Below are 24183 nucleotides of genomic sequence, written 5' to 3'. Positions count from 1 at the left end.
GTTCAGCGACCCCTTACAGCTTCATCAGGCTGGCGTCGTCGACCGAGGCCGAGTGGCGGGAGCGGAAGAGCGACACGATGATCGCGAGCCCGACCACGACCTCGGCGGCGGCAACGACCATCGTGAAGAAGGCGATGATCTGGCCGTCCAGGTTTCCGTGCATACGGGAGAAGGCGACGAACGCGAGGTTGCAGGCGTTGAGCATCAGCTCGACGCACATGAACACCACGATCGCGTTCCGCCTGATCAGCACCCCGGCCGCACCGATGGTGAACAACAACGAGGCGAGATACAGATAGTTGACCGGATTCACTTCGCCTCCTCCTCTTCCCGGTCGAGCCCGTCACGGCCGGCCGGGCCGTCGTCGGGGGCCACGGCGTCGTGGCCGTGGCCCGACGTACGGCCGAGCCGCTCCTCGGAGCGCTGCTCCAGCGCCCTGAGGTTCGCCATGGCCTCGCTCGACACATCGCGGATCTGGCCGCGCTGGCGCAGCGTCTGCATGACGGTCAGCTCCGAGGGGGTGCCGTCCGGGAGCAGTCCGGCGACATCCACCGCGTTGTGCCGGGCGTAGACACCGGGCGCGGGCAGCGGCGGCAGCTGCTTGCTGCGGACGCGGTCCTCGGACATCTGCCGCTGGGTCCTGGCCTGTTCGGTGCGCTCCCGGTGGGTGAGCACCATCGCGCCGACGGCCGCGGTGATGAGCAGCGCGCCGGTGATCTCGAAGGCGAAGACGTACTTGGTGAAGATGAGGGCGGCGAGGCCCTGCACATTGCCGTTCGCGTTGGCCTTGCCGAGGCCCGTGAAGCTCTTGAGCGAGGCATTGGCGATCCCCGCGATCAGCAGCACGCCGAAGCCGATCCCGCAGAGCACCGCGAGCCAGCGCTGGCCCTTGATGGTCTCCTTGAGCGAGTCGGCCGCGGTGACGCCGACCAGCATGACCACGAAGAGGAAGAGCATCATGATCGCGCCGGTGTAGACGACGATCTGGACGATGCCCAGGAAGTACGCGCCGTTGGCCAGGTAGAACACCGCAAGGATGATCATGGTCCCGGCGAGGCTCAGCGCGCTGTGCACGGCCCGCCGCATCAGTACGGTGGAGAGCGCGCCGATCACGGCGACCGTGCCCAGCACCCAGAACTGGACGGCCTCACCGGTGGAGGTCAGGTAAGTCACGCCCTCGCCCCCTCGTCCGGTGTCCGGTCGCCCGGTTCGGCCGCCGTCTCGCCCTTGGACACGGCGGTCTGGCGGACCGTGCCGGGGGCGGCCTCGGTCACCAGGCCGCGGTAGTAGTCCTGTTCGTCGGTGCCCGGGAAGATCGAGTGCGGTGAGTCGACCATGCCCTCGTCCAGCCCGGCGAGCAGCTGCTCCTTGGTGTAGATCAGGTTGGCGCGGCTGCTGTCGGCCAGTTCGAACTCGTTGGTCATCGTCAGCGCCCTGGTGGGGCAGGCCTCGATACAGAGTCCGCACAGGATGCAGCGGGCGTAGTTGATCTGGTAGACGCGGCCGTACCGCTCGCCCGGGGAGTAGCGCTCCTCCTCGGTGTTGTCCGCGCCCTCCACGTAGATGGCGTCCGCCGGACAGGCCCAGGCGCACAGCTCGCAGCCGATGCACTTCTCCAGCCCGTCCGGATGGCGGTTGAGCTGGTGCCGCCCGTGGAAGCGCGGCGCCGTCGTCTTCTCCTGCTCCGGGTACTGCTCGGTCAGCCGCTTCTTGAACATGGCCTTGAAGGTCACGCCGAAGCCGGCCACCGGATTCTGCCAAGGAGTCTTGGGGGCGTCGTCCCCGGAAGCCCCAGTAGAGCGGTCAGACATCACCGGCCTCCTTTCCGTCACTCACAGTGTCCACGCCGCCACTGACAATCAGCTCTCGCTGGGTGCGTGAGCGCCGCCGGGGTACCGGCGGAAGGGTCTGTCCCGGCAGGGGCGGTACGGGGTAGCCGCCCGCCATCGGGTCGAAGGCCGGTCCGGGGCCCGCCGCCTCCTCCGCGGCCCTGCCCTGCTTCTCCTGCTTGTCGCGGAAGATGTCGTAGACGAAGGAGAGCAGCAGGATGGCCACGACGGCCCCGGCTCCGTAGAGCACGATCCGGGAGTAGTCGTAGTTGTCGTTGCGCAGCGCCCGTACGGTCGCCACCAGCATCAGCCAGACCACGGAGACCGGGATGAGGACCTTCCAGCCCAGCTTCATCAGCTGGTCGTAGCGCACCCGTGGGAGCGTGCCGCGCAGCCAGATGAAGAAGAAGAGGAGGAGCTGGACCTTGATGACGAACCAGAGCATCGGCCACCAGCCGTGGTTCGCGCCCTCCCAGAAGGTGGAGACCGGCCACGGGGCCCGCCAGCCGCCCAGGAAGAGGGTCGCGGAGACCGCCGAGACGGTGACCATGTTGACGTACTCGGCGAGCATGAACATCGCGAACTTGATGGACGAGTACTCGGTGTTGAAGCCGCCGACCAGGTCGCCCTCGGACTCCGGCATGTCGAACGGGGCGCGGTTGGTCTCCCCGATCATCGTGACGATGTAGATGATGAAGGAGACCGGCAGCAGCACGATGAACCAGCGGTCCTTCTGTGCGTCCACGATCGCCGATGTCGACATCGACCCCGAGTAGAGGAAGACGGAGGCGAAGGCGGCGCCCATCGCGATCTCGTAGCTGATCATCTGCGCGCAGGAGCGGAGCCCGCCGAGCAGCGGGTAGGTCGACCCGGACGACCAGCCGGCCAGGACGATGCCGTAGATGCCGACCGAGGCGACCGCGAGGATGTAGAGCATCGCGATCGGCAGGTCGGTGAGCTGCATCGTCGTACGGTGTCCGAAGACCGACACCTCGTTGTCCGCGGGGCCGAAGGGGATCACCGCGATCGCCATGAAGGCGGGCACCGCGGCGACGACCGGCGCGAGGACGTAGACGAACTTGTCCGCCCGCTTGACGACCAGGTCCTCCTTCAGCATCAGTTTGATGCCGTCGGCGAGGGACTGGAGCATGCCCCAGGGGCCGTGCCGGTTGGGGCCGATGCGCAGCTGCATCCAGGCGACGACCTTGCGCTCCCACACGATGGAGAAGAGCACGGTGATCATCAGGAAGGCGAAGCAGAAGACGGCCTTGATGACAACCAGCCACCAGGGGTCCCGGCCGAACATCGACAGGTCCTCGGTCGCTGCGAGGTAGTAGTTCGTCACGCCTCCACCTCCGTCGTGGCCGCGGGTGCGGCGGGTGCGGGCGGTGCGGCGGAGATCCGCACCGGTTCACCGGGGCGGGCACCGGTGTCGCGCAGGACGCCGCCGCCCGTCGAGTTGAGCGGGAGCCAGACCACCCGGTCGGGCATCTCGGTGACGCGGAGCGGCAGTTGTACGTCGCCCGCCGGGCCGGAAACGGCCAGCAGGTCTCCGTCCTTGACGCCGGTCTCCCCGGCGGTCGCGGCCGACAGCCGGGCGACGGCCGCGTGCCGGGTGCCTGCCAGCGCGTCGTCGCCCTGCTGGAGCAGCCCCTGGTCGAGCAGGAGCCGGTGGCCGGCCAGGACGGCCTCGCCCTCGGACGGGCGGGGCAGCGGGGCGGACGTGCCCGCCGGGTCGGCGGCGTACTGTCCGGTCCAGGCGCCGAGCCGGTCCAGCTCGTTGCGTACGGACTTGATGTCCGGCATCGCGAAATGGACGTCCAACGCGTCGGCGAGCATGTGCAGCACCCGTGAGTCGGCCGGGGCCAGGGTGCGTGTCATCTGCTCGGGCTTGAGCGACGCCTCGAAGGGCCTTACCCGGCCTTCCCAGTTGAGGAAGGTGCCCGCCTTCTCGGCGGCCGCGGCCACCGGGAGGACCACGTCGGCCCGGTCGGTGACGGCGCTCGGCCGCAGTTCCAGCGAGACCAGGAAACCCACCTTGTCGAGCGCCTCTTCGGCGCGCGCCGGGTCGGGCAGGTCCGCGGTCTCGACCCCGGCGACGAGCAGGGCGCCCAGTTCGCCGGTGGCGGCCGCTTCGATGATCTGTCCGGTGTCCCGGCCGAAGCGGTGCGGGAGTTCGCGTACGCCCCAGACCGCGGCCACCTCCTCACGGGCCCGCGGGTCGGTCGCGGGCCGGCCGCCGGGCAGCAGCGCGGGGATCGCGCCCGCCTCGATCGCACCGCGCTCGCCCGCCCTGCGTGGCACCCAGACCAGGGCGGCGCCGGTGGCGGTCGCGGTGCGGACGGCGGCGGTGAGTGCGCCGGGCACGGCGGCGAGCCGTTCGCCGACGACGATCACCGCGCCCTCCGTACGCAGGGCTTCGGCGGCCCGCTGCCCGTCGGCGTCGAGACCGACCCCGCCCGCGATGGCGTCCAGCCACTCGGTCTCGGTGCCGGGCGCGGCGGGCAGCAGGGTGGCGCCCGCCTTCTCCAGACCGCGGGTGGCGTGGGTGGCGAGCGAGAAGGTGCGCTGCCCGTGCTTGCGGTGCGCCTTGCGCAGCCGCAGGAAGACGCCGGGCGCCTCCTCCTCGGACTCGAATCCGGCGAGCAGGACGGCCGGAGCCTGTTCGAGCGAGGTGTTGGTGACACCCTGTCCGTCGAGATCCCGGCCGCGGCCCGCGACACGGGCGGCGAGGAAGTCGGCCTCCTCGGCCGAGTGCACCCGGGCGCGGAAGTCGACGTCGTTGGTGTCGAGGGCGACGCGCGCGAACTTGGCGTAGGCGTAGGCGTCCTCGACGGTGAGGCGGCCACCGGTCAGCACCCCGGCCCGGCCGCGCGCCGCCGCCAGGCCGTTCGCGGCCCGCTCCAGCGCCTCCGGCCAGCTCGCCGGTTCCAGGACACCGTCCTCGTTGCGTACGAGCGGTGTGGTGAGCCGGTCCGGGCGCTGGGCGTAGCGGAAGGCGAAGCGGCCCTTGTCGCAGAGCCACTCCTCGTTGACCTCGGGGTCGTTGGCGGCGAGCCGCCGCATGACCTTGCCGCGCCGGTGGTCGGTGCGGGCCGCGCAGCCCCCCGCGCAGTGTTCGCACACCGAGGGCGACGACACCAGGTCGAAGGGGCGGGAGCGGAACCGGTAGGCCGCCGATGTGAGCGCGCCGACCGGGCAGATCTGGATGGTGTTGCCGGAGAAGTACGACTCGAAGGGGTCGCCCTCACCGGTGCCGACCTGCTGGAGCGCGCCGCGCTCGATCAGCTCGATCATCGGGTCGCCGGCGATCTGGTTGGAGAAGCGGGTGCAGCGGGCGCACAGCACGCACCGCTCGCGGTCGAGCAGGACCTGGGTGGAGATCGGTACGGGCTTCTCGAAGGTCCGCTTCTTGCCGTCGAACCGGGATTCCGCGTTGCCGTGCGACATCGCCTGGTTCTGCAGGGGGCACTCGCCGCCCTTGTCGCAGACCGGGCAGTCCAGCGGGTGGTTGATGAGGAGCAGTTCCATCACACCGTGCTGGGCCTTCTCGGCGACCGGCGAGGTCAGCTGCGACTTGACGACCATGCCGTCGGTGCAGGTGATGGTGCAGGAGGCCATCGGCTTGCGCTGGCCCTCGACCTCGACGATGCACTGGCGGCAGGCGCCCGCGGGGTCGAGGAGCGGGTGGTCGCAGAAGCGCGGGATCTCGATGCCGAGCTGTTCGGCGGCGCGGATGACCAGGGTCCCCTTGGGGACGGAGATCGCGATGCCGTCGATGGTCAGCGACACCAGGTCCTCGGGCGGCACCGCGGCCTCGCCGCCCCCGGAGGGAGCACTGTTTGTCGTCACTGTCATGCGTTCACCTCCGAGGTGTGGCGGGGCTCGTCGGCCCAGACGGTCGACAGGGCCGGGTCGAGCGGGCAGCCCTTGCCGGTGATGTGCTGCTCGTACTCCTCGCGGAAGTACTTGAGCGAGGAGAAGATCGGTGAGGCGGCGCCGTCGCCGAGCGCGCAGAACGACTTGCCGTTGACGTTGTCCGCGATGTCGTTGATCTTGTCGAGGTCGGACATCACGCCCTTCCCGGCCTCGATGTCGCGGAGCAACTGGACCAGCCAGTACGTCCCTTCGCGGCACGGTGTGCACTTGCCGCAGGACTCGTGCGCGTAGAACTCGGTCCACCGGGTGACGGCCCGCACCACGCAGGTCGTCTCGTCGAAGCACTGGAGCGCCTTGGTGCCGAGCATCGATCCGGCGGCGCCCACACCTTCGTAGTCCAGCGGTACGTCGAGGTGTTCGTCGGTGAACATCGGCGTCGAAGAGCCGCCCGGCGTCCAGAACTTGAGCCGGTGGCCCTGGCGGATCCCGCCGCTCATGTCGAGCAGCTGGCGCAGCGTGATGCCGAGGGGTGCCTCGTACTGTCCGGGGCTGGTGACATGGCCGCTGAGCGAGTACAGCGTGAAACCGGCGGACTTCTCGGTGCCCATCGACTTGAACCAGTCCTTGCCCCGGTTCAGGATCGCGGGAACCGATGCGATGGACTCCACGTTGTTCACCACAGTGGGACAGGCGTAGAGCCCGGCGACAGCGGGGAAGGGAGGCCGGAGCCTGGGCTGGCCGCGGCGGCCCTCCAGGGAGTCGAGGAGCGCGGTCTCCTCACCGCAGATGTACGCGCCGGCCCCCGCGTGCACGGTGACTTCGAGGTCGAGTCCGCTGCCCAGGATGTCCTTGCCGAGGTAGCCCGCCTCGTACGCCTCGCGTACGGCTTCGTGCAGCCTCCGCAGTACGGGGACGACTTCGCCGCGCAGATAGATGAAGGCGTGCGACGACCTGATCGCGTAGCAGGCGATCACGATGCCCTCGATGAGGGAGTGCGGGTTGGCGAAGAGGAGCGGGATGTCCTTGCAGGTCCCGGGCTCCGACTCGTCGGCGTTGACGACGAGGTAGTGCGGCTTTCCGTCGCCCTGCGGGATGAACTGCCACTTCATCCCGGTGGGGAAGCCGGCCCCGCCGCGCCCGCGCAGGCCCGAGTCCTTGACGTAGGCGATGAGGTCGTCGGGCGCCATGGCGAGCGCCTTCTTCAGCCCCTCGTACCCGTCGTGGCGTTTGTACGTCTCCAGGGTCCAGGACTCCGGCTGGTCCCAGAAGGCCGAGAGGACCGGGGTGAGCAGCTTCTCGGGGCTGGTGCCGTCGTCGCCCTCGCCGTTCCCGCTGCCGTTGAGCTCGGTTGCCACGCTCATCACTCCCCCTCCTCTGTCACGGGGCCTGCCGGGTGCTCCGGGTCGGACGCCGAGGTCTTCTGCGGTGCGTCGTGCGAGCTGAGGTGTTCGGAGCCGGGCTGGGGCGGCGTCTCCCTGGTGGCTCCGCCGCGCGGGGCGACGACGCGCGGCTGCGGTACCTCGCCCTTGGCGAGCCGCAGTCCGGCCAGCGACGCGTGCCCGGCGCCGCCGGTCGCCTCGACCGCTCCGTCCCGTGTGTCGGGGAAGCCGGCCAGGATCCGCGAGGTCTCCTGGTAGGTGCAGAGCGGCGCGCCCCGGGTCGGGGTGGCCTGCCGGCCGTCGCGGAGGTCGTCGACGAGCCGCTTCGCGGACTCGACGGTCTGGTTGTCGAAGAACTCCCAGTTGACCATCAGGACCGGGGCGAAGTCGCAGGCCGCGTTGCACTCGATGTGCTCCAGCGTGACCTTGCCGTCCTCGGTGGTCTCGCCGTCGCCCACATCGAGGTGCTCGCGGAGCGCGGAGTAGATGGCGTCGCCGCCCATCACCGCGCAGAGCGTGTTGGTGCAGACGCCCACCTGGTAGTCGCCGCTCGGCTTGCGCCGGTACATCGAGTAGAAGGTGGAGACGGCGGTGACCTCGGCGGTGGTCAGCTCCAGCGCCTCGGCGCAGAACCGGACACCGGTGCGGGTGACGTACCCCTCCTCGGCCTGGACGAGGTGGAGCAGCGGGAGCAGTGCGGACCTGCTGCCCGGGTAGCGGGCGATGATCTCCTTGGCGTCCGCGTCGAGCCTGGCGCGTACGTCGGCCGGGTAATCGGGGGCGGGGAGCTGGGGCATGCCCAGGCTCGTCGGGGCGGCCGATGCCGCCGGAGCCGCCGCATGAGCTTCGGTCATCGGTCGACGCCTCCCATCACGGGGTCGATGGACGCGACGGCCACGATGACGTCGGCGACCTGGCCGCCCTCGCACATCGCCGCCATCGCCTGGAGATTGGTGAAGGACGGGTCGCGGAAGTGGACCCGGTAGGGGCGGGTGCCGCCGTCCGAGACCATGTGGACGCCCAGTTCGCCCTTGGGCGACTCGACGGCGGTGTACGCCTGTCCTGCCGGGACCCGGAACCCCTCGGTCACCAGCTTGAAGTGGTGGATCAGGGCCTCCATGGAGGTGCCCATGATGTTCTTGATGTGGTCGAGCGAGTTGCCGAGTCCGTCCGGGCCGAGTGCGAGCTGCGCGGGCCAGGCGATCTTCTTGTCGGCGACCATGACGGGCCCCGGCTCCAGCCGGTCCAGGCACTGTTCGACGATCCGCAGCGACTGGCGCATCTCTTCGAGGCGGACCAGGAAACGGCCGTACGAGTCACAGGTCTCGGCGGTCGGTACGTCGAAGTCGTAGGTCTCGTAACCGCAGTACGGGTCGGACTTGCGCAGGTCGTGCGGGAGGCCGGCGGAGCGCAGGATCGGGCCGGTCGCGCCGAGCGCCATACAGCCGGCCAGGTCGAGATAGCCGACGTCCTGCATACGCGCCTTGAAGATCGGGTTGCCGGTGGCGAGTTTGTCGTACTCCGGCAGGTTCTTGCGCATCACCTTGAGGAACTCGCGCAGCTGGTCCATGGCACCGGGCGGCAGGTCCTGGGCCAGTCCGCCGGGCCTGACGAACGCGTGGTTCATCCGCAGTCCGGTGATCAGCTCGAAGAGGTCCAGGACGAGTTCGCGGTCCCGGAACCCGTAGATCATGATCGTCGTTGCGCCCAGCTCCATACCGCCGGTGGCGATGGCCACCAGGTGCGAGGAGAGCCGGTTGAGCTCCATCAGGAGGACCCGGATCACCGAGGCGCGGTCGGGGATCTGCTCCTCGATGCCGAGCAGCTTCTCGACGCCCAGGCAGTAAGCCGTCTCGTTGAAGAACGGCGTCAGGTAGTCCATGCGCGTGACGAAGGTGGTGCCCTGGGTCCAGGTCCGGTATTCGAGGTTCTTCTCGATGCCGGTGTGGAGGTAGCCGATGCCGCAGCGGGCCTCGGTGACGGTCTCGCCGTCGATCTCCAGGATGAGCCGGAGGACTCCGTGGGTGGACGGGTGCTGCGGTCCCATGTTGACGACGATGCGCTCGTCGTCGGCCTTGGCGGCGGACTGGACGACCTCGTCCCAGTCGCCGCCGGTGACTGTATATACAGTCCCCTCGGTCGTCTCGCGGGCCGATGCGGCCGAGGCGCGGGGGGCTTCGCTGGAAGTGGTCATCAGGTGTACGACCTCCGCTGGTCCGGAGCAGGGATCTGGGCGCCCTTGTACTCGATGGCGATCCCGCCCAGGGGGTAGTCCTTGCGCTGCGGGAAGCCCTGCCAGTCGTCCGGCATCATGATCCGGGTGAGGGCGGGGTGGCCGTCGAAGATGAGGCCGAAGAAGTCGTAGACCTCGCGCTCGTGCCAGTCGTTCGTCGGGTAGACGCTGACCAGCGACGGGATGTGCGGGTCGGCGTCCGGGACGCCGGTCTCCAGCCGGATCAGCCGGCCGTGGGTGACCGAGCGCAGGTGGTGGACGGCGTGGAGTTCGCGGCCCTTGTCATCGGGGAAGTGCACCGCGCTGACGCCGGTGCAGAGCTCGAAGCGCAGCGCCGGGTCGTCGCGGAGTGTGCGCGCGACGGTCAGCAGGTGCTCGCGGTCGATGTGGAAGGTGAGTTCGTTCCGGTCGACGACCGTCTTCTCGATGGCGTTGCCGGGGACGAGCCCCTGCTCCTCCAGTGCGCCCTCCAGCTCGTCGGCCACCTCGTCGAACCAGCCGCCGTAGGGGCGGCTCGACGCGCCGGGCATGGCCACGGTCCGTACGAGACCGCCGTATCCGCTGGTGTCCCCGCCGTTGCGGGCGCCGAACATCCCCTTGCGTACGCCGATGACCTCACCGGTCTCGCCGCGCTGGGCGGGTGCCGCGCCGTTCTCTTCGCGCTGCTCTCCGTCGCCGCTCACCGCAGCAGCCCCTTCATCTCGATCGTCGGGAGCGCCTTGAGGGCCGCCGCCTCCGCCTCACGGGCCGCCTCGGCCTGATTGACCCCGAGCTTGGTGCCCTGGATCTTCTGGTGGAGCTTGAGGATGGCGTCCATCAGCATCTCGGGACGCGGTGGGCAACCGGGCAAATAGATATCAACCGGGACGATATGATCTACACCCTGAACAATTGCGTAATTATTGAACATTCCGCCCGAGGATGCGCAAACCCCCATGGAGATCACCCACTTGGGGTTGGGCATCTGGTCGTAGACCTGCCGCAGGACGGGCGCCATCTTCTGGCTCACCCGTCCTGCCACGATCATCAGGTCCGCCTGCCGCGGCGAACCGCGGAAGACCTCCATGCCGAACCGCGCGAGGTCGTAGCGGCCCGCACCCGTCGTCATCATCTCGATGGCGCAACAGGCGAGGCCGAAGGTGGCCGGGAAGACGGAGGACTTCCGCACCCAGCCGGCGGCCTGTTCGACGGTGGTCAGCAGAAATCCGCTCGGCAGCTTCTCTTCGAGTCCCATGGTGTGCTCCTCAGCCCCTCAGTCCCATTCCAGACCGCCGCGCCGCCACACATACGCGTAGGCGACGAAGACGGTGAGCACGAAGAGCAGCATCTCGACGAGCCCGAAAAGCCCCAGGGAGTCGAAGGTGACCGCCCAGGGGTAGAGGAAGACGATCTCGATGTCGAAGACGATGAAAAGCATCGCCGTCAGGTAGTACTTGATCGGGAAACGGCCGCCTCCGGCCGGCGTGGGTGTCGGTTCGATACCGCACTCGTAGGCCTCTAGCTTCGCCCGGTTGTAGCGCTTGGGACCGACAAGCGTGGCCATGACCACGGAGAAGATCGCAAACCCTGCCCCGAGGGCGCCGAGCACGAGGATGGGCGCGTAGGCATTCACGCTCCTCGCTCCTTCCAGTCGTCCTTGACCGTTGGACCGCATCGGGCCGGCTCGTCCGCCTCGCTCCCCCGCCGTCCTGACGAAGATCGCGAATATGTGAAGCAGGTCACAAGCCCGACTGCCCCGCATCCTATGCCCGCCGGTCTGTGATCTGCGACACGGGGTACGACAACGCCTTTGTGATCTCCACCACCTGACGAAGGATCATCAAGTCGGATGACCGGTGATCTTCACACGTGAAGCGCCCGAGTGGTCACGAGACGTGACATCTCACTGTGTTACCGCTGGTCGAGAGCGTGTGCCTCTATCAAGTGGTGGACCGTACATGCAAATTGGCGATGGACACGGATGGGTGATATCGCACCTTCGGCCACTCCCGTGGCGGCTCCCGTGATCACTCAGCTGACGGCGAGGGGTGCGTGCACGCGTTCACGAGCGGCCGGGAAGTGACGCGGGCGGCAGTCGGGAGGTGACGTGAGAGGACGACCGGAAGCCACCCGGGGACCGACCCGAACACCGGCCCGGACACCGGCCTTGACACCGCACCGGACACCACCCGGAAGAGGGGGACTCACGGCTGCGCCCGCGGACGCAGTACCGGCACCCCCCGGTTCACAGCGCACCTGTGACCTGCCTCACCCGTCCCGGGTGCCGGAGAAACAGGGCTTGGCCAACCTCGTGAACGGATGGTAGGCGTCGGGCAATTCGGGCGTATTACAGAAAGCCCATGATCACGCCCTTGATCGCGTGCGCCCGTATTGCCCGTTTCGGCGTCAATAAAGGCCGCAGCCAACCGGAATGGACTGTTCCAGTCGTAACTGTGGCGCAACACACGTTTGTTGAAGCCACCCCGGAATGACTGATAGCGGTAGTGCTCATGTCCCACACCGCTCACATACCCAGCCACCGGAAGCCCCGTCAGCGCAGCGCAGCCAGGACCGCGCTCCGCGCCGGAGTTGCCGGTGGCGTTCTCAGCACCATCGCAGTGGCGGGTGCAGCTGGTTCGGCGAACGCGGCCGAGCCGGTGACCGAGAGCACCATCCAGATGCCCACCCTCAGCGCGGCCCAGGTCGCCGATGTCACGGAGCAGGTCGCGTCCGACCTGCAGCAGCAGGCCCAGCAGGACACCGCGGCCCAGGACGCCGCCAAGGCGGCCAAGAGGGCCCACACCGAGGCCGTGCACAAGGCGGAGGCCAAGAAGAAGGCCGAAGCGAAGGCCAAGGCCGAGGCCAAGGAGAAGGCCGAGGCCGCCGCACGCGCCTCGCGCTCATCCGCCCGTACGACCCTGCACGCCGTCACCACGGCCGCGAGCACGTCGTCCAGCTCCTCCAGCTCCTCGGTGGGTTCCGGCTCCGCCGCCTCCATCGTCAGCTTCGTGAAGTCCCACCTGGGCGACGCGTACGTCATGGGTGGCACCGGGTCCAGCTCCTGGGACTGCTCGGGCCTGGTCCAGGCCGCCTACAAGAGCGTGGGTGTCGACCTCCCCCGCGTCTCCCAGGGCCAGTCGACGGCCGGCAGCCAGGTCTCGCTGAGCAACCTGCAGCCGGGCGACATCCTCTACTGGGGCAGCGCGGGCAGCGCGTACCACGTGGCCATCTACGTCGGCGGCGGCCAGTTCGTCGGCGCGCAGAACCCGAGCAGCGGTGTGGTCGAGCGCCCCATGGACTACGACCAGCCGACCGGCGCGGTCCGCGTCCTCTGAGTCCGGACGGCTGAGCAGCCGGGTCCGGACGTCCGGGCCGCTTCTCACGTGTGCCCGAAGGGCCGTCACTCCCCCGCTCGGGGTGGCGGCCCTTCGTCATGCGCGGCCGCGGTCGCGCTCACCGTGCGGCGGCTTCGTACAGGGCGCGGATCAGGCGGGCGTTCTCCGGGGCCGCGGCGGCCGGGAAGGGGGTGCGGCGGCGGGTGTAGCCGTAGGCGATGCCGTTGCGCGGGTCGGCGAACGCCTGCTGACCGCCCGCGCCGCTGTGGCCGAACGCGCCCTGGCCCAGCTGCGGGTAGTACGCGGAGGTGGCGTGGAACCCGATGGTGAACGCCTTCTGCTCACCGAGCACCACGTCGTGGCCGACGGACTGGATCTGCCCGGCCGCCGCGAGCGTCCCGGGCCCGAGCAGTGCGGCCGAGCCGTCGACCGGCCCGATCGTGACCGCGTACATCCGGGCCAGGCCGCGCGCCGACGCCACCCCGCCGAACGAGGCCGTACCCATGGCCCGGACCACGGGGAAGTTCGGCAGCTCCCACACCTCCGGGTTGTGCGGGTGGTTGCGGTTGAAGGCGATACCGGACAGGGAGTTCGCGGACGCCACCGTGACGGCCGACCGCTCGGGGGTCACCACCATCGGCCGGGCGCTGATGAATCGCGCTTCCTGGTCCTGCGGCAGTCCGAGGTGGAAATCGACTCCGTACGCGTCGCGCACCCGCTCGGCGAACAGCTCCTGGACGCTGCGGCCGGTGGCGCGGCGCACCACTTCGCCGCTGAGCGCCCCCATGACCAGCGCGTGGTAGCCGAACGCGGCACCCGGCCGCCAGTACGGGCGCTGCGCGCCGAGACGCTCGGCGACGATCCGGTCATCGGCGAGTTCCCCGACCGAGAACCCCGCGTCGGCGCCGACCAGGCCGGCCCGGTGGGCCAGCAACTCGCGCAGCACCAGGGCCCCCTTGCCCTCCACCGCGAACTCGGGCCAGTAGTGGCTGACCTTCTGCTCCAGGTCCAGCACGCCTTCCTGTACGAGTGACGCGACGACCAGGTGGGCGGCGCCCTTGGACGCGGAGTACGCGCCGAACAGCGAGTCCCCGGTGATCTCAGGCCCCGTCCACAGGTCGACGACCCGTTCCCCCTGCCGGTAGGCCACGAGCTGTGCGGCGTGGTCGCCGCCCTCCCCGGCCGCGACCGCGGCGAACTCCGCACGGACCTGACCGAACCCGTCGGCCACCGTGCCCCGTACCACGTTCTCGTCCATCGTCGGTTCCTCCCGGCTTCTCCACGGTCTGGGGCCCGGCGGGTGTTCCCGCGAGCCCGGACGACTTAGTAACCAATGGTTACTTATTTAGCCGCGCGGGTCCAGTCCGGGCGGAATCCTCATCACCGGATCCCGCCGGAGAGGTCTCGTATAGTGCTGGCCATGGCCGATTCCCCGACCACCCGATCCCGTCGGGGACGCCCCGCGCAGATCAGCCGCGAGCTGATCGTCGACACCGCCATCTCGTCCGGGAACCTCGACACCCTGACCATGCGGGAGCTGGCCGCCGGCCTCGGGGTCACCCACGCCGCGCTCTACCGCTGGGTCAAGAGCCGGGACGAACTGTTCGACCTCATCAACGAGTTCATGGTGGAACGCGTCCTGCCCGCCGATGGCCCGCAGGACCGTGACTGGCGGCCCTGGCTCGCGGACCTCGCCTGGGGCATGCATGACCGCTTCCTGGCCCTGCCGGGCTACGCCACCCGTATCTCACGACCGCACCGTCACACCGCCCAGCCCTTCGGGCGGCTCCGGAGCAGCGTCGTCTCCGCCTTCACCGACGCCGGGGTCTCCCCCGAGCTGGCCGAACAGAGCTGGTACATCTTCATCACCTCCGTCGTCAGCTGGCTGGCCGTCCAGGAGCACCCCCTCGGCCTGGGCGACAGCGCCCCCCGCTACGAGCTGTTCCTCGACACGCTCCTACGCGGCCTGCCGGCACGGGAACCGGGCGCAGGGCGGCGCTAAGGGCGGTCCCGTAATCGGGGTCTGTCGTCAGCGTGCCGCCCGCCCTCCCCGTAGCCGCTTCCGGTTCCTGCTTCCGCTTCCGCTTATCCCACTGACAGGGAAACCACGGTGGCCCGGGACCGTGCCCGGCGCCTACCGTCGCGGCCGGTCCATCCGACCGCCGAGAGGGAGCCAGCGATGCCGTCACCGTCCGCCGCCCCGCCGAGCCCGAGCCTTGCCGAGCGTGTTGCCCGGCTGGAGGCGCGGCAGGAGATCGAGGAGCTGAAGTACCGCTACCTGCGCGCGTGCGACCACAAGGACCCCGAGGGGTTCCGCGCCTGTTTCGTCCGTGAGGGCGCCGACATCGACTACGGCGAACTGGGCTCCTTCGCCACGGTCGACGACCTCGTCACCCTCTTCAGCCGGATCGCGCTGGCCCGTGGCAGCGAGGGCCACACCGTCCTGGACATGCACCACGGTCTGCATCCGCGGATCACCTTCCACTCATCCACCGAGGCCAGCGGCCGCTGGACGCTGCGCTTCCGGCAGCTCGACCTCGCCGAGGGGACCGAGCGGGTGATGTGCGGTGAGTACGACGACCGTTACGTCGTCGAGGACGGCGTATGGCGCCTGGCCAGGCATCACTTCCGCACCCTGTGGTCGCTCAGCCGCCCGCTGCCCCAGGGGTACGCCGTCGACCAGGGAGGGTTTCAGTGACCAGGGAGACCGGTGCGGCCGGGGAGACCGCGGAGACCGGTGCGGCCGCGGAGACCGGTGCGGCCGCGGAGACCGGTGCGGCCGGGGAGACCGCGAAGAGCGGTGCGGCCGCGGAGACCGCGAAGAGCGGGAACACCGCCCAGCGCGTCGCGCTGGTCACCGGCACCGGCAAGGGCGTCGGCCGGGGTATCGCCACCGCGCTCGGCGCCCACGGCTGGACCGTCTACGTCACCGGCCGGGGCGGGCCGGGCCCCGGCAGCCCGCAGGCGGAGACCGTCCGCCGGGTGACAGAGGCCGGCGGCGAGGGAATCGGTCTGCGCTGCGACCACGGTGACGACTCACAGGTCGAGGCACTCGTCGCGCGGATCACGGGCACACGAGGCCGACTTGACCTGCTGGTCAACAACGTGTGGGCGGCACCCGACGGTATGGCCGGGTTCGACGAGCCGTTCTGGACCCGCCCCGTCTCCGACTGGGAACCGCTGGTCGGCATCGGGCTGCGCGCCCACTACGTCGCATCGGTGCACGCGGCCCGTCACATGGTGGCCCGCGGCAGCGGACTGATCGTCAACATCTCCTCGTTCGGCGCCCGGGCCCCGCTGCACTCGGTGCCCTACGGCATCTCCAAGGCGGGTCTGGACAAGATGGCCGCCGACATGGCGCACGAGCTGCGCGCGACGGGGGTGTCGGCGCTCTCCCTCTGGCCCGGCCTGGTCCGTACGGACGGGCTGGTCGAGGCCGGAGTGCGGGAGGTGGCCGGGTTCCGGCTGGCGGACGCCGAATCGCCCGAGTTCATCGGCACGGTCGTCGCCCGCCTCGCGGACGACAGCCGGCTGCCGGAGCGCAGCGGGCACACGTATGTGGTCGCAGAACTCGCCGAGGAGTACGGGGTGACCGAGCCCGACGGCCGACGCGCCGCCTCACACCGTGCGGCCTTCGGCGGCGGCCCCTTGTACTGACGGCAGGCGGTTGAGGCAGCCCCTCGTACTGACGGCCCGCCTCAACCGGTCAGACCGGCGCTGGTCAGCCAGATGTGTGCGCAGGTCGCGGCGGCCTCGCGCACCTTCTCCGAGGACTCCCGCGAGGCGTGGTAGAAGGTCCGCTCGATCATCCAGCACAGCGCGCCCGCCATCGCCGCCGCCTGTTCCGGTCCGCTCCCCGGCTCGACGCCTGCTCGTTCCAGGACGGCGGTGATGGCCGCGATGAACAGGTCCGCCGTGTGGTTCCACAGCTCCCCGATCTCCGGCACCGTCAACGACAGGTCGATCGCCGTGCGCATGACCAGGCCGTGGTCGTTCCACAGCTCGACCGTACGCCGCATGGCCGCCGCGATGGCCTGGCGCGGTTCGTCGGCCTCTGCGGCAGCCCTGGACCGCTCCCACAGATGCTCGACGGTCCGGGCCACGAGTGCCGCGACCACTTCCTGCTTGGAGCCGAAGTAGAAGTACAGGGCGCCCCGGGTGATGCCCGCGCCCTGGGCGATGTCGCCGACGGTCATGGCGTCGTAGCCCTTCCGCGCCAGCAGGGCTTCGCAGGTGTCGAGGATGGCCCGCTCCCGGACATCGCCCTTGCGTTCGGTGGCGCGGCGGCCGCGTACCGGGTCGTGACCGGGCATCAGAGCTGAGCGCCTTCGGCGAAGTCGGTCGTACGGGACAGTGCCTCCCAGGCGCGGATGTCCTCGTCCACCGCCTGACGCGCGGCGGCGACCAGGCGCAGCGCGTCCGAGCCCAGGACCAGGTGGGCCGGTGGGTGCTCGGCCGACGTGATGCGTACGACCGCTTCCCCGGCCTTGGCGGGGTCGCCCAGCTGATTCCCGCTGGCCTTCCGCCGCGCCTCCCGGATGGGGGTGAACAGCTCGTCGTAGTCGTCGACGGTGCGCTCGGCGCGGGTCATGGACCGTCCGGCCCAGTCGGTACGGAAGGAGCCGGGCTCGATCGCTGTGACATGGATCCCGAACTGGGCGACCTCCTTGCCCAGCGCCTCCAGGATGCCTTCCAGGGCGAACTTGCTGCCGCAGTAGGCCGACATACCGGGTACGGCCATGAGCCCGCCCATGGAGGTGACGGCCATCAGATGCCCGCGGCGGCGCCTGCGCATAGCGGGCAGCGCCGCTCGCAGGGTGGCCACCGCGCCGAACACGTTGACCTCGAACTGCCGCCGTACCTCGGCCGGCGGGGTCTCCTCGAAGGTGCCCTCCACTCCGTAACCGGCGTTGGCGATGACGACATCCAGGGGGCCGACGCTCCGCTCCACCTCCGTGATCACGCCGGAGACGGCTTCGTCGTCGGTCACGTCCAGCAGGCGGCCGTGCGCGCGGCCGGGTCCGAGCGCCTCGAAGGCCCGCAGATCCTTCTCCGCGCGGACGGTGCCGACGACGGTGTGCCCGGCGGCCAGGGCGGCCTCGGCGAAGGCGCGCCCGAGGCCGGTGCTGACGCCGGTGATGAACCAGTTCTGCTTCTCCATGTGTCGCCCTCCGGGACGGGTACGGCGAGGAGCGGGACCGCTCCCTCAGCAGAAAGTCTACACAGTGCAGGTTTTTATCGCCGCGCTGTTGATTCATGCCGCGTCGCCGGGAGTCCGGCCGGGGAGGAAGACGGCGCTCAGGGGCGTTCGGCCGTCTGATCCCGATCCCGAGCCCGATTCCGAGCCTGTTCCTGTTCCTGTTCCTGGTGAATGTGCATGTCGCCGTTGGTGACGGCGTAGACCGTGCCGTGCCCCTTCGCCGTATTGGTCTGGGTCGATGTCGCGGGGGCCGGTTCCGGTACGGGTGGCGCCGCGGGGGCGGGGTGGTGCACTTCGACGTGGTTGTCGTGGCCTACGACGACAGGGCCGGACACGTCGCCGCCGATCCGGACGGTGAACTCGTCGCCCGACGAGCGCTGCGGCTGCGGTGGTGAGGGTGGCACGGTGGGGGCTCCTACGAGTAGCAGAGATCGGTCACCGCGGAGTCGTCGTCGCCAGTGGCGTCCACGTACTGGTCCAGGGCCGCCTGGTCATGACGGGTGATCGCACGGGAGAGAGACGCTTCGTCGGAAGACTCCTTCTGGAGCGCCGACTTGACCGACGAGTCGGTCGCCAGCTCGGATGCTGCCGCCAGGTCCTTGGAGAGCTGTTCCGTGGATGCGGCCCACGCCTCATCGGCACCCGGGTTCGTGACCGGTGCCTTCGCCATGGTCCCGGAGTACCTCTGCTTGGCGTCGGTCTCCTCTTTGCACCCCGCCGGGCGCGCGAAGGGGTCGGCCGTGGGCGTCGAGGTGTCCGTCAGCTCCGACGGGAGGGAGAACGACGGGATCGGCAGCGCCCCGTTGCGCGCGTCGCCCGATCGCGACTGCCCGTGGGGGGAACTCGGCGAGCTGACGGCGTAACCCACACCTGCGACCAGCGCACAGGCGGCGACCAACGAGACGATGGTCACGGCCAGGGTGCTCATGCCCGCGCCGGCCGCTCCCGCCGCCGCTGTCGTCGTCGCCGCCGTCGTCGCTGTCGTGGCACCGGACGACGCTGTCGTGGCGCCGCCCCAGGAACCGCCCCCAGCACCCGCCGCGTGAGCGGTGGCACCGGACGCGCCGCCGTGGCCGGTGAGCCCCGACGCGGTACCGCCGCCGTGGCCCGAGGCCGCAGTCGTACCTCCGTGCCCCGGGGCCGCCGACGCGGCCCCGTGCCCGGGGGCCCCGCCCCAGGAGCCGCCCCCCGAGCCCACCGACGGCTGGGCCAGGGCGCCATGACCGGCGGACGCACCGGAGTGGGCCGACCCGAAGCCGTGCTGCCCCATGTAGTGGTGGACGTCGAAGGAGGGCGGCCCGCCACCCGCGTGCGCGCCCACTCCTCCGGCCGCACCACCCGCGTGGCCCCCCACCCCGGCCGCCGCACCGCTCCCGTGCGCCCCCGCACCCGCTCCTGCGCCCACTCCTCCACCGGCACCGCCCACGCCACCACCAGCACCCGCACCACCACCGGCACCGCCAGCCCCCACACCCGCACCGCCCACACCACCGCCGGCACCGGCCCCTGCCCCGGCACCGCTCCCCGCCCCGGCGGCCAGCTCATGGCCGAGCCACGCCGCATGGGCCAGCAGCGCCGCGTACACGACCCGCTTGCCGGTCAACAGGGCCCGGACGGCCTCCTCATGGAGGAAGTACGCCTCGGCCTGACGGTCGCCCGCGGCGCGCGACGCCACCCAGCCACGGCCGAGCAGCCGCCCCCACGCCCCGAAGCGGAGCGAACGCGCCAGCCCCGGCGACGTGGCCCGTGCCAGCCGCACCGCCAGATCCGGGCGGCCCGCCGACTCGGCCACCTCGGCCACCTTCGCCAGCACCCCGCCGTGGGCGGCCAGTTCCTGCGGCGTGGTCTCCCGGAGCGCCGCCCACCGCGTGAAGTGGTCGCACAGCCGGTCGGCCGGGAACGGTGCGGCGAACCGCTGGCGCACCACCGGCACCGTGTCGGCCACGGAGGCGTAGCCGTACTCCCCGAGACGCGCCAGCCCCAGGCCCACCAGCCGGTCGCACACCGCACCGGGCTCCGCCACCTCCGTCAGCGCCCCCACATGTACGGCAGCGACCTCGGCCCCGTCGAAGGTCGCGAGCAGATGGAGCACCGCCATCACCGGCTCATCACCGGCCAGCCGGCCGAGCAACGCCGGTAGCAGGTCTGCCACTTCACCCACACGCGGGAGCCTGACCCCGCCCTCCGGACCGGAGCGCGCCACGGCAGCCGCCCGCAGCAGAGGGAGCGGCAGACCACCGGCGGCCCGGCACAGGGAGGCGGCGGTCTCCCGGTCCGCATCCGGCAGCGGGACGCCCAACTCCCGCTCCAGGAGGGCGAGTCCGTCTGTCTCTGACAGCCCGCACAGCTCCAGCGCCGTGCCGCCACTCCACAACGTCCGCTCCGCACTGGCGAAGACGAAGGCCGCCTGCGGGGCCAGATCCATCAGCTCCAGGAGCTGATCGGAGGTCAGGTCGGCGTCGTCCACGTAGACCGTCACCCGCACCCCGGCCATCAGCCGCCGCAGTTCGGCCCGGTTCGGCGCGTATCCCGGGGCCTCGTAGCAGGCCTCGAACACGTCCTGGGCGAGGTCCTCGATATCTCGGTCGGCACCGCCCAGGAACACCGTCCCGTCCGGGCCGGGCGGCAGCAGCCGCGCGGCGTGCCGCAGCAGCGTGGTCTTGCCGACCCCGGGCGGCCCCCAGAGCTGCACCGGTCCTCCGGCCAGGACCGCCGCCGCCAGCGCCCGCGCCGCCTCCTCCCGGCCCACCGGTTCCGGCAGGCTCCGGGGCAGCACTTCGGCCCGCTCCCTGCGCTCGGGGCGGGGCCGTTCGGGACCCAGCAGCACGGTGACCTGCGAGCCCTGCTGCGCGTCGACGACGACGTTGTGGTTGCCCGCGATCACGGAGCCGGTGACGCTGCCGCCGATGTCGATCCGGTGCGTCCCGCCCGGCCGGCCGGGTGCCGACGTGTGGCCAGTCGGCGTGTTGTCAGGCGGCGTGTTGTCATCCCTGTCCGGATCCGTGTCTGGCATCGCTCCCCCTATTGCACCCGCTGTTGCGCCCGCTGTTGTGCCCGGCCGTCCGCTGCCGCTGCCGCTGCCGTCACTCTCGTCCACCGCCCTCACCTCACCCTGAGGCCAAGGCCGTCACCGCTGTCACGCTAAGGACCTGCCGCCGCCCGGATACCGTCCTATGACGGCTTTCCGCCGAACACTCAGGCCGCCGTACGGGCTTCAGGAGAAGGCGAGTTGACGTAGCTCTGCGAGATTCTCAACCCGGAAGGTCCGGTAACCGGTGGACACCACACCTGCTTCACGGAGCCTTCGCAGCGCCTTCTGCACGGTGGGCTCCGCCGCACCGGCGAGGGTGGCCAGTTCGGGCTGGGTGATCGGCCAGCGGATGACGGCGCCCGCGCCGGTGCGCTCCCCGTAGGTCATGGTGATCTGGTGGAGCACCCGGGCCAGCCGGGTCGGGGCGTCGCAGCCGGTGAAGTCGATACGGTGGCCCGTCGCGACCCGAAGTTTCGCGACGATCGACTCATTGACCGCCTGGGCGATCCGCCGGTCCTGGCGCATACAGTCCAGGAAGTCGGCCCGGGTCACGACACGGGCGATGACCGGCCCGCAGGTCGTCACCGTCGCGGACCGTGGCCGCCCGTCGACCGCGGCGAACTCGCCGACCAGGTCGCCCCCCATCCGGGCGGCCAGGAGAGCGTCCCGGTGGTCGTTGGTGCGCCCGGTCGCCTTGACCACCCCGTCGAGCAGGATCAGCAGGAACGTGCTCTCCTCCGCTTCACGGATCAGCACCCGCCCGCCCGGGTAGCGCGCGAGGGCCCCCAGCGCGAGCAGCCGTTCGCGCGCGGCCTGCGGGAGTCCCCCGAGCACGCTCGCCGCCGGCCAGGCCCATGCCTCACGCGGTCTCCGCCCGGCCCGCCGCTCCGCAGGATTCACCACGGCACCAGTGTGCACCCGGGCGCAGCGCCAGTCATGGCACTCAACACCCCCGGTGCGCATACGGATTGAGCACATCCCCTCCTGGTACGGGATCTCCGGCGTACGCCTGGTGCACAGTGGGGGACGCGGCAGGACCGGCAGGGCCGGCGGCACCGGGAGGAACGCAACGTATGGACGCAGTACTGGAGTACCGGCCCATGGTGGCGGTGGACATCGAACGCTCGGGGGGCCGGGGCGACGTGGCCCTGCTGCGTATCCGCGAGGTCCTTCTGATCACCCTTCAGGAGGCGTTGGAGGAGAGCGGAATCGACTGGCGGGAGTGCCGGGTCGACGACCTCGGGGACGGCCTCCGGATCGTCGCCCCGGCGTGCGTGCCGAAGTCCCGGCTGATCCACCCGCTCTTCCACGAACTGGTGGTCCGGCTGCACGCGCACAACCGGACGGCCGCCGCCCCGACACGGATCCGCCTCAGGGTGGCGCTGCACGCCGGTGATGTGTGGCTCGGACGGGCCGGGGTCGCCGGGGGGCCGCTGGAGGTGCTCGCCCGGCTGCTCGACGCCCGCCCCGCCCGGGAGGCCCTGGCCGGGGCGCCCGGCTCGGTGCCCGCGTCGCTCCTCGTCTCCCAGCACTTCTACGACGAGACGGTGCGGCACGGCTACCCGGGCATCGACCCCGAGTCCTTCCGGCAGGTCGACGTCACGGAGAAGGAGTACACGGCGAACGCCTGGCTGCATCTGCCCGGGGCAACCGCTCCGACGGGGGGAGCGGCTGCCCCGGGCCGGGCCGTCGAGCCGCAACCGCGGGAGCGCCCGGCCGGTCTGTCGAAGATGGTCAACAAGGCTTCGGGGCACGGCGTCGTCTACGCCACCCAGAACGGAAACCAGCACATCAGCGGACGCACACCCGAGTGAGGAAAGGGGAGTGGCGTGGAGGACGAACTGGCCACACTCGCGGCAGCCGGAGCGGCCACCCTGGTCACCGCGATGACCACGGACCTGTGGCAGACCGTGCGCGACGGCTTCACCGACCTGTTCCGCCGCTCCGGCCGACGGCGCCGGGAGATCACGGCCCGGCTCGACAGCCACGCCGCGCTCATCGAGGGGGCCGCGGCGCGCGACGCCGCACGGCAGGCCGTCCTCGGCTCGTGGGCGAGGGAACTGGACGCCCTGCTCCGCAGCGAGCCGTCCTGCCGTGAGCCACTCGCGCGTCTGGTGGACGAGGTACGGCGCACGCTGCCGGACGGCCACCGGGAGACCGCCCACGCACACCTCGAACAGACCAACACCGCCCACGGCTCCGGCACGGTCTTCGCCGTCCAGGGCGGCGACCAGCCCGTGCACTGGCCGGGGCGAGGCGACACACCAGGACCCCGGTGAGCCCGCCCGGACCCCGGTGACACACCAGGGCCCCCGTGAGCCGCCTGGTCCTGCCGGTGTCGTGAGCCGCCTGCTTGTCGCGCCCCCACCCGGTCCTTACCGTTGGGTAACCGCAAGCTGAGGAGAGCGCGAGCCCATGGACCGTACATACGACATCGTCCTCGTCGGTGCGACCGGCTTCGTCGGCGCCCTGACCGCCGAGTACCTGGCCCGCAACGCCCCCGGCGACTGTCGCTGGGCACTGGCCGGACGCAACGCCGAGGCTCTGCGCGGACTGCGGAGCCGGATCGCGGAGACCGTGCCATCGGCGGCCGATGTCCCCCTGCTCCATGTGGACGTCCACGACCCCGCCACCGTGAGGGAACTCGCGTACTCCACCCGGGTCCTCGCCACGACGGTCGGCCCGTACATCGACCACGGCATGGGGGTGGTCGCCGCCTGCGCCGACGCCGGGACCGACTACGTCGACCTCGCGGGCGAGCCGGAGTTCGTCGACACCGCCTACGTCCGGCACCACGCCCGCGCCCTGGAGACCGGAGCCCGGCTGGTGCACGCCTGCGGCTTCGACTCCGTTCCGCACGACCTCGGTGTGCAGTTCACGGTCGGGCAGCTGCCGCAGGGCGTGCCGCTGCGCGTCGACGGTTTCGTACGCACCAGTGCCGCTCCGTCCGGCGGAACACTCGCCTCCACTCTCACCGCGCTCTCCCGGGGACGGCAGACGGTCCGCGCGGCGCGTGACCGCCGTGCGGTCGAGCCCCGGCCGTCGGACCGCCGCGTCTCCACGCCGGTCGGGGCGAGGTTCGCCCCCGAGGTCGGCGCCTGGGCCCTCCCGCTGCCCACCATCGACCCGCAGGTCGTGGCCCGCTCGGCCGCCGCCCTCGACACGTACGGCCCGGACTTCCGCTACCGCCATTACGCGGCGGTCCGGCGGCTGCCGGTCGCTCTGGGCGCGCTGGCCGGGGTGGCCGGGGTGGCGGCCGCCCCCCCACCCCCCCCCCCCCCGCGCGGGCGCGCAGCCCCCCGCGCCCCCCGCGACCGC

Annotated in this window: 24 protein-coding genes; 7 read left to right on the top strand and 17 right to left on the bottom strand. The window is 70.9% G+C overall.

Going from position 1 to position 24183, the window contains the following annotated elements; translation table 11 throughout:
• Positions 1-13 precede the first annotated feature (13 nt).
• Genes nuoK through ACFXBC_RS04835 form a run of 11 tightly spaced genes read right to left on the bottom strand, consistent with a single transcriptional unit; the run spans position 14 to position 10932 of the window.
• Entirely contained in the window at positions 14-313 is a 300-nt protein-coding gene (gene nuoK / locus ACFXBC_RS04885; RefSeq protein WP_129773108.1) for an NADH-quinone oxidoreductase subunit NuoK, read from the bottom strand.
• Positions 310-1173 carry an NADH-quinone oxidoreductase subunit J gene (locus ACFXBC_RS04880; protein WP_385018730.1) on the bottom strand — a complete coding sequence of 288 codons (864 nt, stop codon included), beginning with the start codon at positions 1171-1173 and terminating at the stop codon, positions 310-312. The genes nuoK and ACFXBC_RS04880 overlap by 4 nt, the downstream gene beginning before the upstream one ends.
• Positions 1170-1811, bottom strand: coding sequence for an NADH-quinone oxidoreductase subunit NuoI (gene nuoI / locus ACFXBC_RS04875; protein WP_385018728.1), 642 nt, complete (start codon positions 1809-1811; stop codon positions 1170-1172). The genes ACFXBC_RS04880 and nuoI overlap by 4 nt, the downstream gene beginning before the upstream one ends.
• Positions 1804-3135, bottom strand: coding sequence for an NADH-quinone oxidoreductase subunit NuoH (gene nuoH, locus ACFXBC_RS04870; RefSeq protein WP_385018775.1), 1332 nt, complete (start codon positions 3133-3135; stop codon positions 1804-1806). The genes nuoI and nuoH overlap by 8 nt, the downstream gene beginning before the upstream one ends.
• Before the next feature lie 35 nt (positions 3136-3170).
• The gene (locus ACFXBC_RS04865) at positions 3171-5687 is read right to left on the bottom strand and encodes an NADH-quinone oxidoreductase subunit G (RefSeq protein WP_385018726.1); all 2517 of its coding nucleotides are present in this window, start codon (positions 5685-5687) and stop codon (positions 3171-3173) included.
• Positions 5684-7069, bottom strand: coding sequence for an NADH-quinone oxidoreductase subunit NuoF (gene nuoF, locus ACFXBC_RS04860; RefSeq protein WP_385018724.1), 1386 nt, complete (start codon positions 7067-7069; stop codon positions 5684-5686). The genes ACFXBC_RS04865 and nuoF overlap by 4 nt, the downstream gene beginning before the upstream one ends.
• Entirely contained in the window at positions 7069-7941 is an 873-nt protein-coding gene (gene nuoE / locus ACFXBC_RS04855) for an NADH-quinone oxidoreductase subunit NuoE (protein WP_385018722.1), read from the bottom strand. Before nuoE ends, nuoF begins: the two co-directional genes overlap by 1 nt.
• A complete protein-coding gene (locus ACFXBC_RS04850; protein ID WP_385018721.1) occupies positions 7938-9281 on the bottom strand; it encodes an NADH-quinone oxidoreductase subunit D in 1344 nt (447 codons plus the stop codon). Before ACFXBC_RS04850 ends, nuoE begins: the two co-directional genes overlap by 4 nt.
• Complete coding sequence (locus ACFXBC_RS04845) at positions 9281-10003, bottom strand: NADH-quinone oxidoreductase subunit C (RefSeq protein WP_385018719.1); 723 nt, start codon at positions 10001-10003, stop codon at positions 9281-9283. Before ACFXBC_RS04845 ends, ACFXBC_RS04850 begins: the two co-directional genes overlap by 1 nt.
• Positions 10000-10554: a NuoB/complex I 20 kDa subunit family protein gene (locus ACFXBC_RS04840; RefSeq protein ID WP_385018717.1), complete on the bottom strand. Its 555-nt coding sequence runs from the start codon at positions 10552-10554 to the stop codon at positions 10000-10002. The genes ACFXBC_RS04845 and ACFXBC_RS04840 overlap by 4 nt, the downstream gene beginning before the upstream one ends.
• 18 nt (positions 10555-10572) lie before the next feature.
• A complete protein-coding gene (locus tag ACFXBC_RS04835; protein ID WP_385018715.1) occupies positions 10573-10932 on the bottom strand; it encodes an NADH-quinone oxidoreductase subunit A in 360 nt (119 codons plus the stop codon).
• Between the two features lie 877 nt (positions 10933-11809).
• Between ACFXBC_RS04835 and ACFXBC_RS04830 the strand changes: the two genes are divergently transcribed.
• Positions 11810-12634 carry a C40 family peptidase gene (locus ACFXBC_RS04830; RefSeq protein ID WP_385018713.1) on the top strand — a complete coding sequence of 275 codons (825 nt, stop codon included), beginning with the start codon at positions 11810-11812 and terminating at the stop codon, positions 12632-12634.
• A gap of 118 nt (positions 12635-12752) precedes the next feature.
• Here the strand turns inward: ACFXBC_RS04830 and ACFXBC_RS04825 are convergent, their stop codons facing one another.
• Positions 12753-13892: a serine hydrolase domain-containing protein gene (locus tag ACFXBC_RS04825; RefSeq protein ID WP_385018711.1), complete on the bottom strand. Its 1140-nt coding sequence runs from the start codon at positions 13890-13892 to the stop codon at positions 12753-12755.
• 162 nt (positions 13893-14054) lie between these two features.
• On the opposite strand from ACFXBC_RS04825, the gene ACFXBC_RS04820 reads away from it, so the two are divergent.
• The 3 genes from ACFXBC_RS04820 (at position 14055) to ACFXBC_RS04810 (ending at position 16291) form a co-directional block, all read left to right on the top strand.
• Complete coding sequence (locus ACFXBC_RS04820) at positions 14055-14636, top strand: TetR/AcrR family transcriptional regulator (protein WP_385018709.1); 582 nt, start codon at positions 14055-14057, stop codon at positions 14634-14636.
• 177 nt (positions 14637-14813) lie between these two features.
• The gene (locus tag ACFXBC_RS04815; protein WP_385018707.1) at positions 14814-15332 is read left to right on the top strand and encodes a nuclear transport factor 2 family protein; all 519 of its coding nucleotides are present in this window, start codon (positions 14814-14816) and stop codon (positions 15330-15332) included.
• Positions 15329-16291 (top strand): SDR family NAD(P)-dependent oxidoreductase, encoded by a 963-nt coding sequence (locus ACFXBC_RS04810; RefSeq protein WP_385018705.1) that lies wholly within the window; start codon positions 15329-15331, stop codon positions 16289-16291. The genes ACFXBC_RS04815 and ACFXBC_RS04810 overlap by 4 nt, the downstream gene beginning before the upstream one ends.
• A 41-nt stretch (positions 16292-16332) precedes the next feature.
• On the opposite strand, the gene ACFXBC_RS04805 is transcribed toward ACFXBC_RS04810, so the two are convergent.
• The 5 genes from ACFXBC_RS04805 to ACFXBC_RS04785 form a co-directional block, all read right to left on the bottom strand.
• Entirely contained in the window at positions 16333-16947 is a 615-nt protein-coding gene (locus tag ACFXBC_RS04805) for a TetR/AcrR family transcriptional regulator (protein WP_385018703.1), read from the bottom strand.
• Positions 16947-17795, bottom strand: a complete 849-nt coding sequence (locus ACFXBC_RS04800) for an oxidoreductase (protein WP_385018701.1) — start codon at positions 17793-17795, stop codon at positions 16947-16949. Before ACFXBC_RS04800 ends, ACFXBC_RS04805 begins: the two co-directional genes overlap by 1 nt.
• Before the next feature lie 137 nt (positions 17796-17932).
• Positions 17933-18238: a hypothetical protein gene (locus ACFXBC_RS04795; RefSeq protein ID WP_385018699.1), complete on the bottom strand. Its 306-nt coding sequence runs from the start codon at positions 18236-18238 to the stop codon at positions 17933-17935.
• 11 nt (positions 18239-18249) lie between these two features.
• Positions 18250-20847, bottom strand: coding sequence for an ATP-binding protein (locus ACFXBC_RS04790; protein ID WP_385018697.1), 2598 nt, complete (start codon positions 20845-20847; stop codon positions 18250-18252).
• A gap of 201 nt (positions 20848-21048) precedes the next feature.
• A complete protein-coding gene (locus ACFXBC_RS04785) occupies positions 21049-21768 on the bottom strand; it encodes a Crp/Fnr family transcriptional regulator (protein WP_385018695.1) in 720 nt (239 codons plus the stop codon).
• Positions 21769-21938: 170 nt separating this feature from the next.
• Here ACFXBC_RS04785 and ACFXBC_RS04780 point away from each other — a divergent pair, with 170 nt between their 5' ends.
• From ACFXBC_RS04780 to ACFXBC_RS04770, 3 genes are all read left to right on the top strand, one after another.
• A complete protein-coding gene (locus ACFXBC_RS04780) occupies positions 21939-22679 on the top strand; it encodes a hypothetical protein (protein WP_385018693.1) in 741 nt (246 codons plus the stop codon).
• Between the two features lie 15 nt (positions 22680-22694).
• Positions 22695-23144, top strand: a complete 450-nt coding sequence (locus tag ACFXBC_RS04775; protein ID WP_385018691.1) for a hypothetical protein — start codon at positions 22695-22697, stop codon at positions 23142-23144.
• Positions 23145-23280: 136 nt separating this feature from the next.
• A partial coding sequence (locus tag ACFXBC_RS04770; RefSeq protein WP_385018689.1) for a saccharopine dehydrogenase family protein occupies positions 23281-24183 on the top strand: 903 nt, incomplete at its 3' end.

Origin of the sequence: Streptomyces sp. NPDC059398 (assembly GCF_042751845.1) — a bacterium.
Classification (GTDB): domain Bacteria; phylum Actinomycetota; class Actinomycetes; order Streptomycetales; family Streptomycetaceae; genus Streptomyces.
The sequence above is the reverse complement of the archived record's forward strand: the minus strand, read 5'-3'. Positions and strand labels throughout refer to the sequence as shown.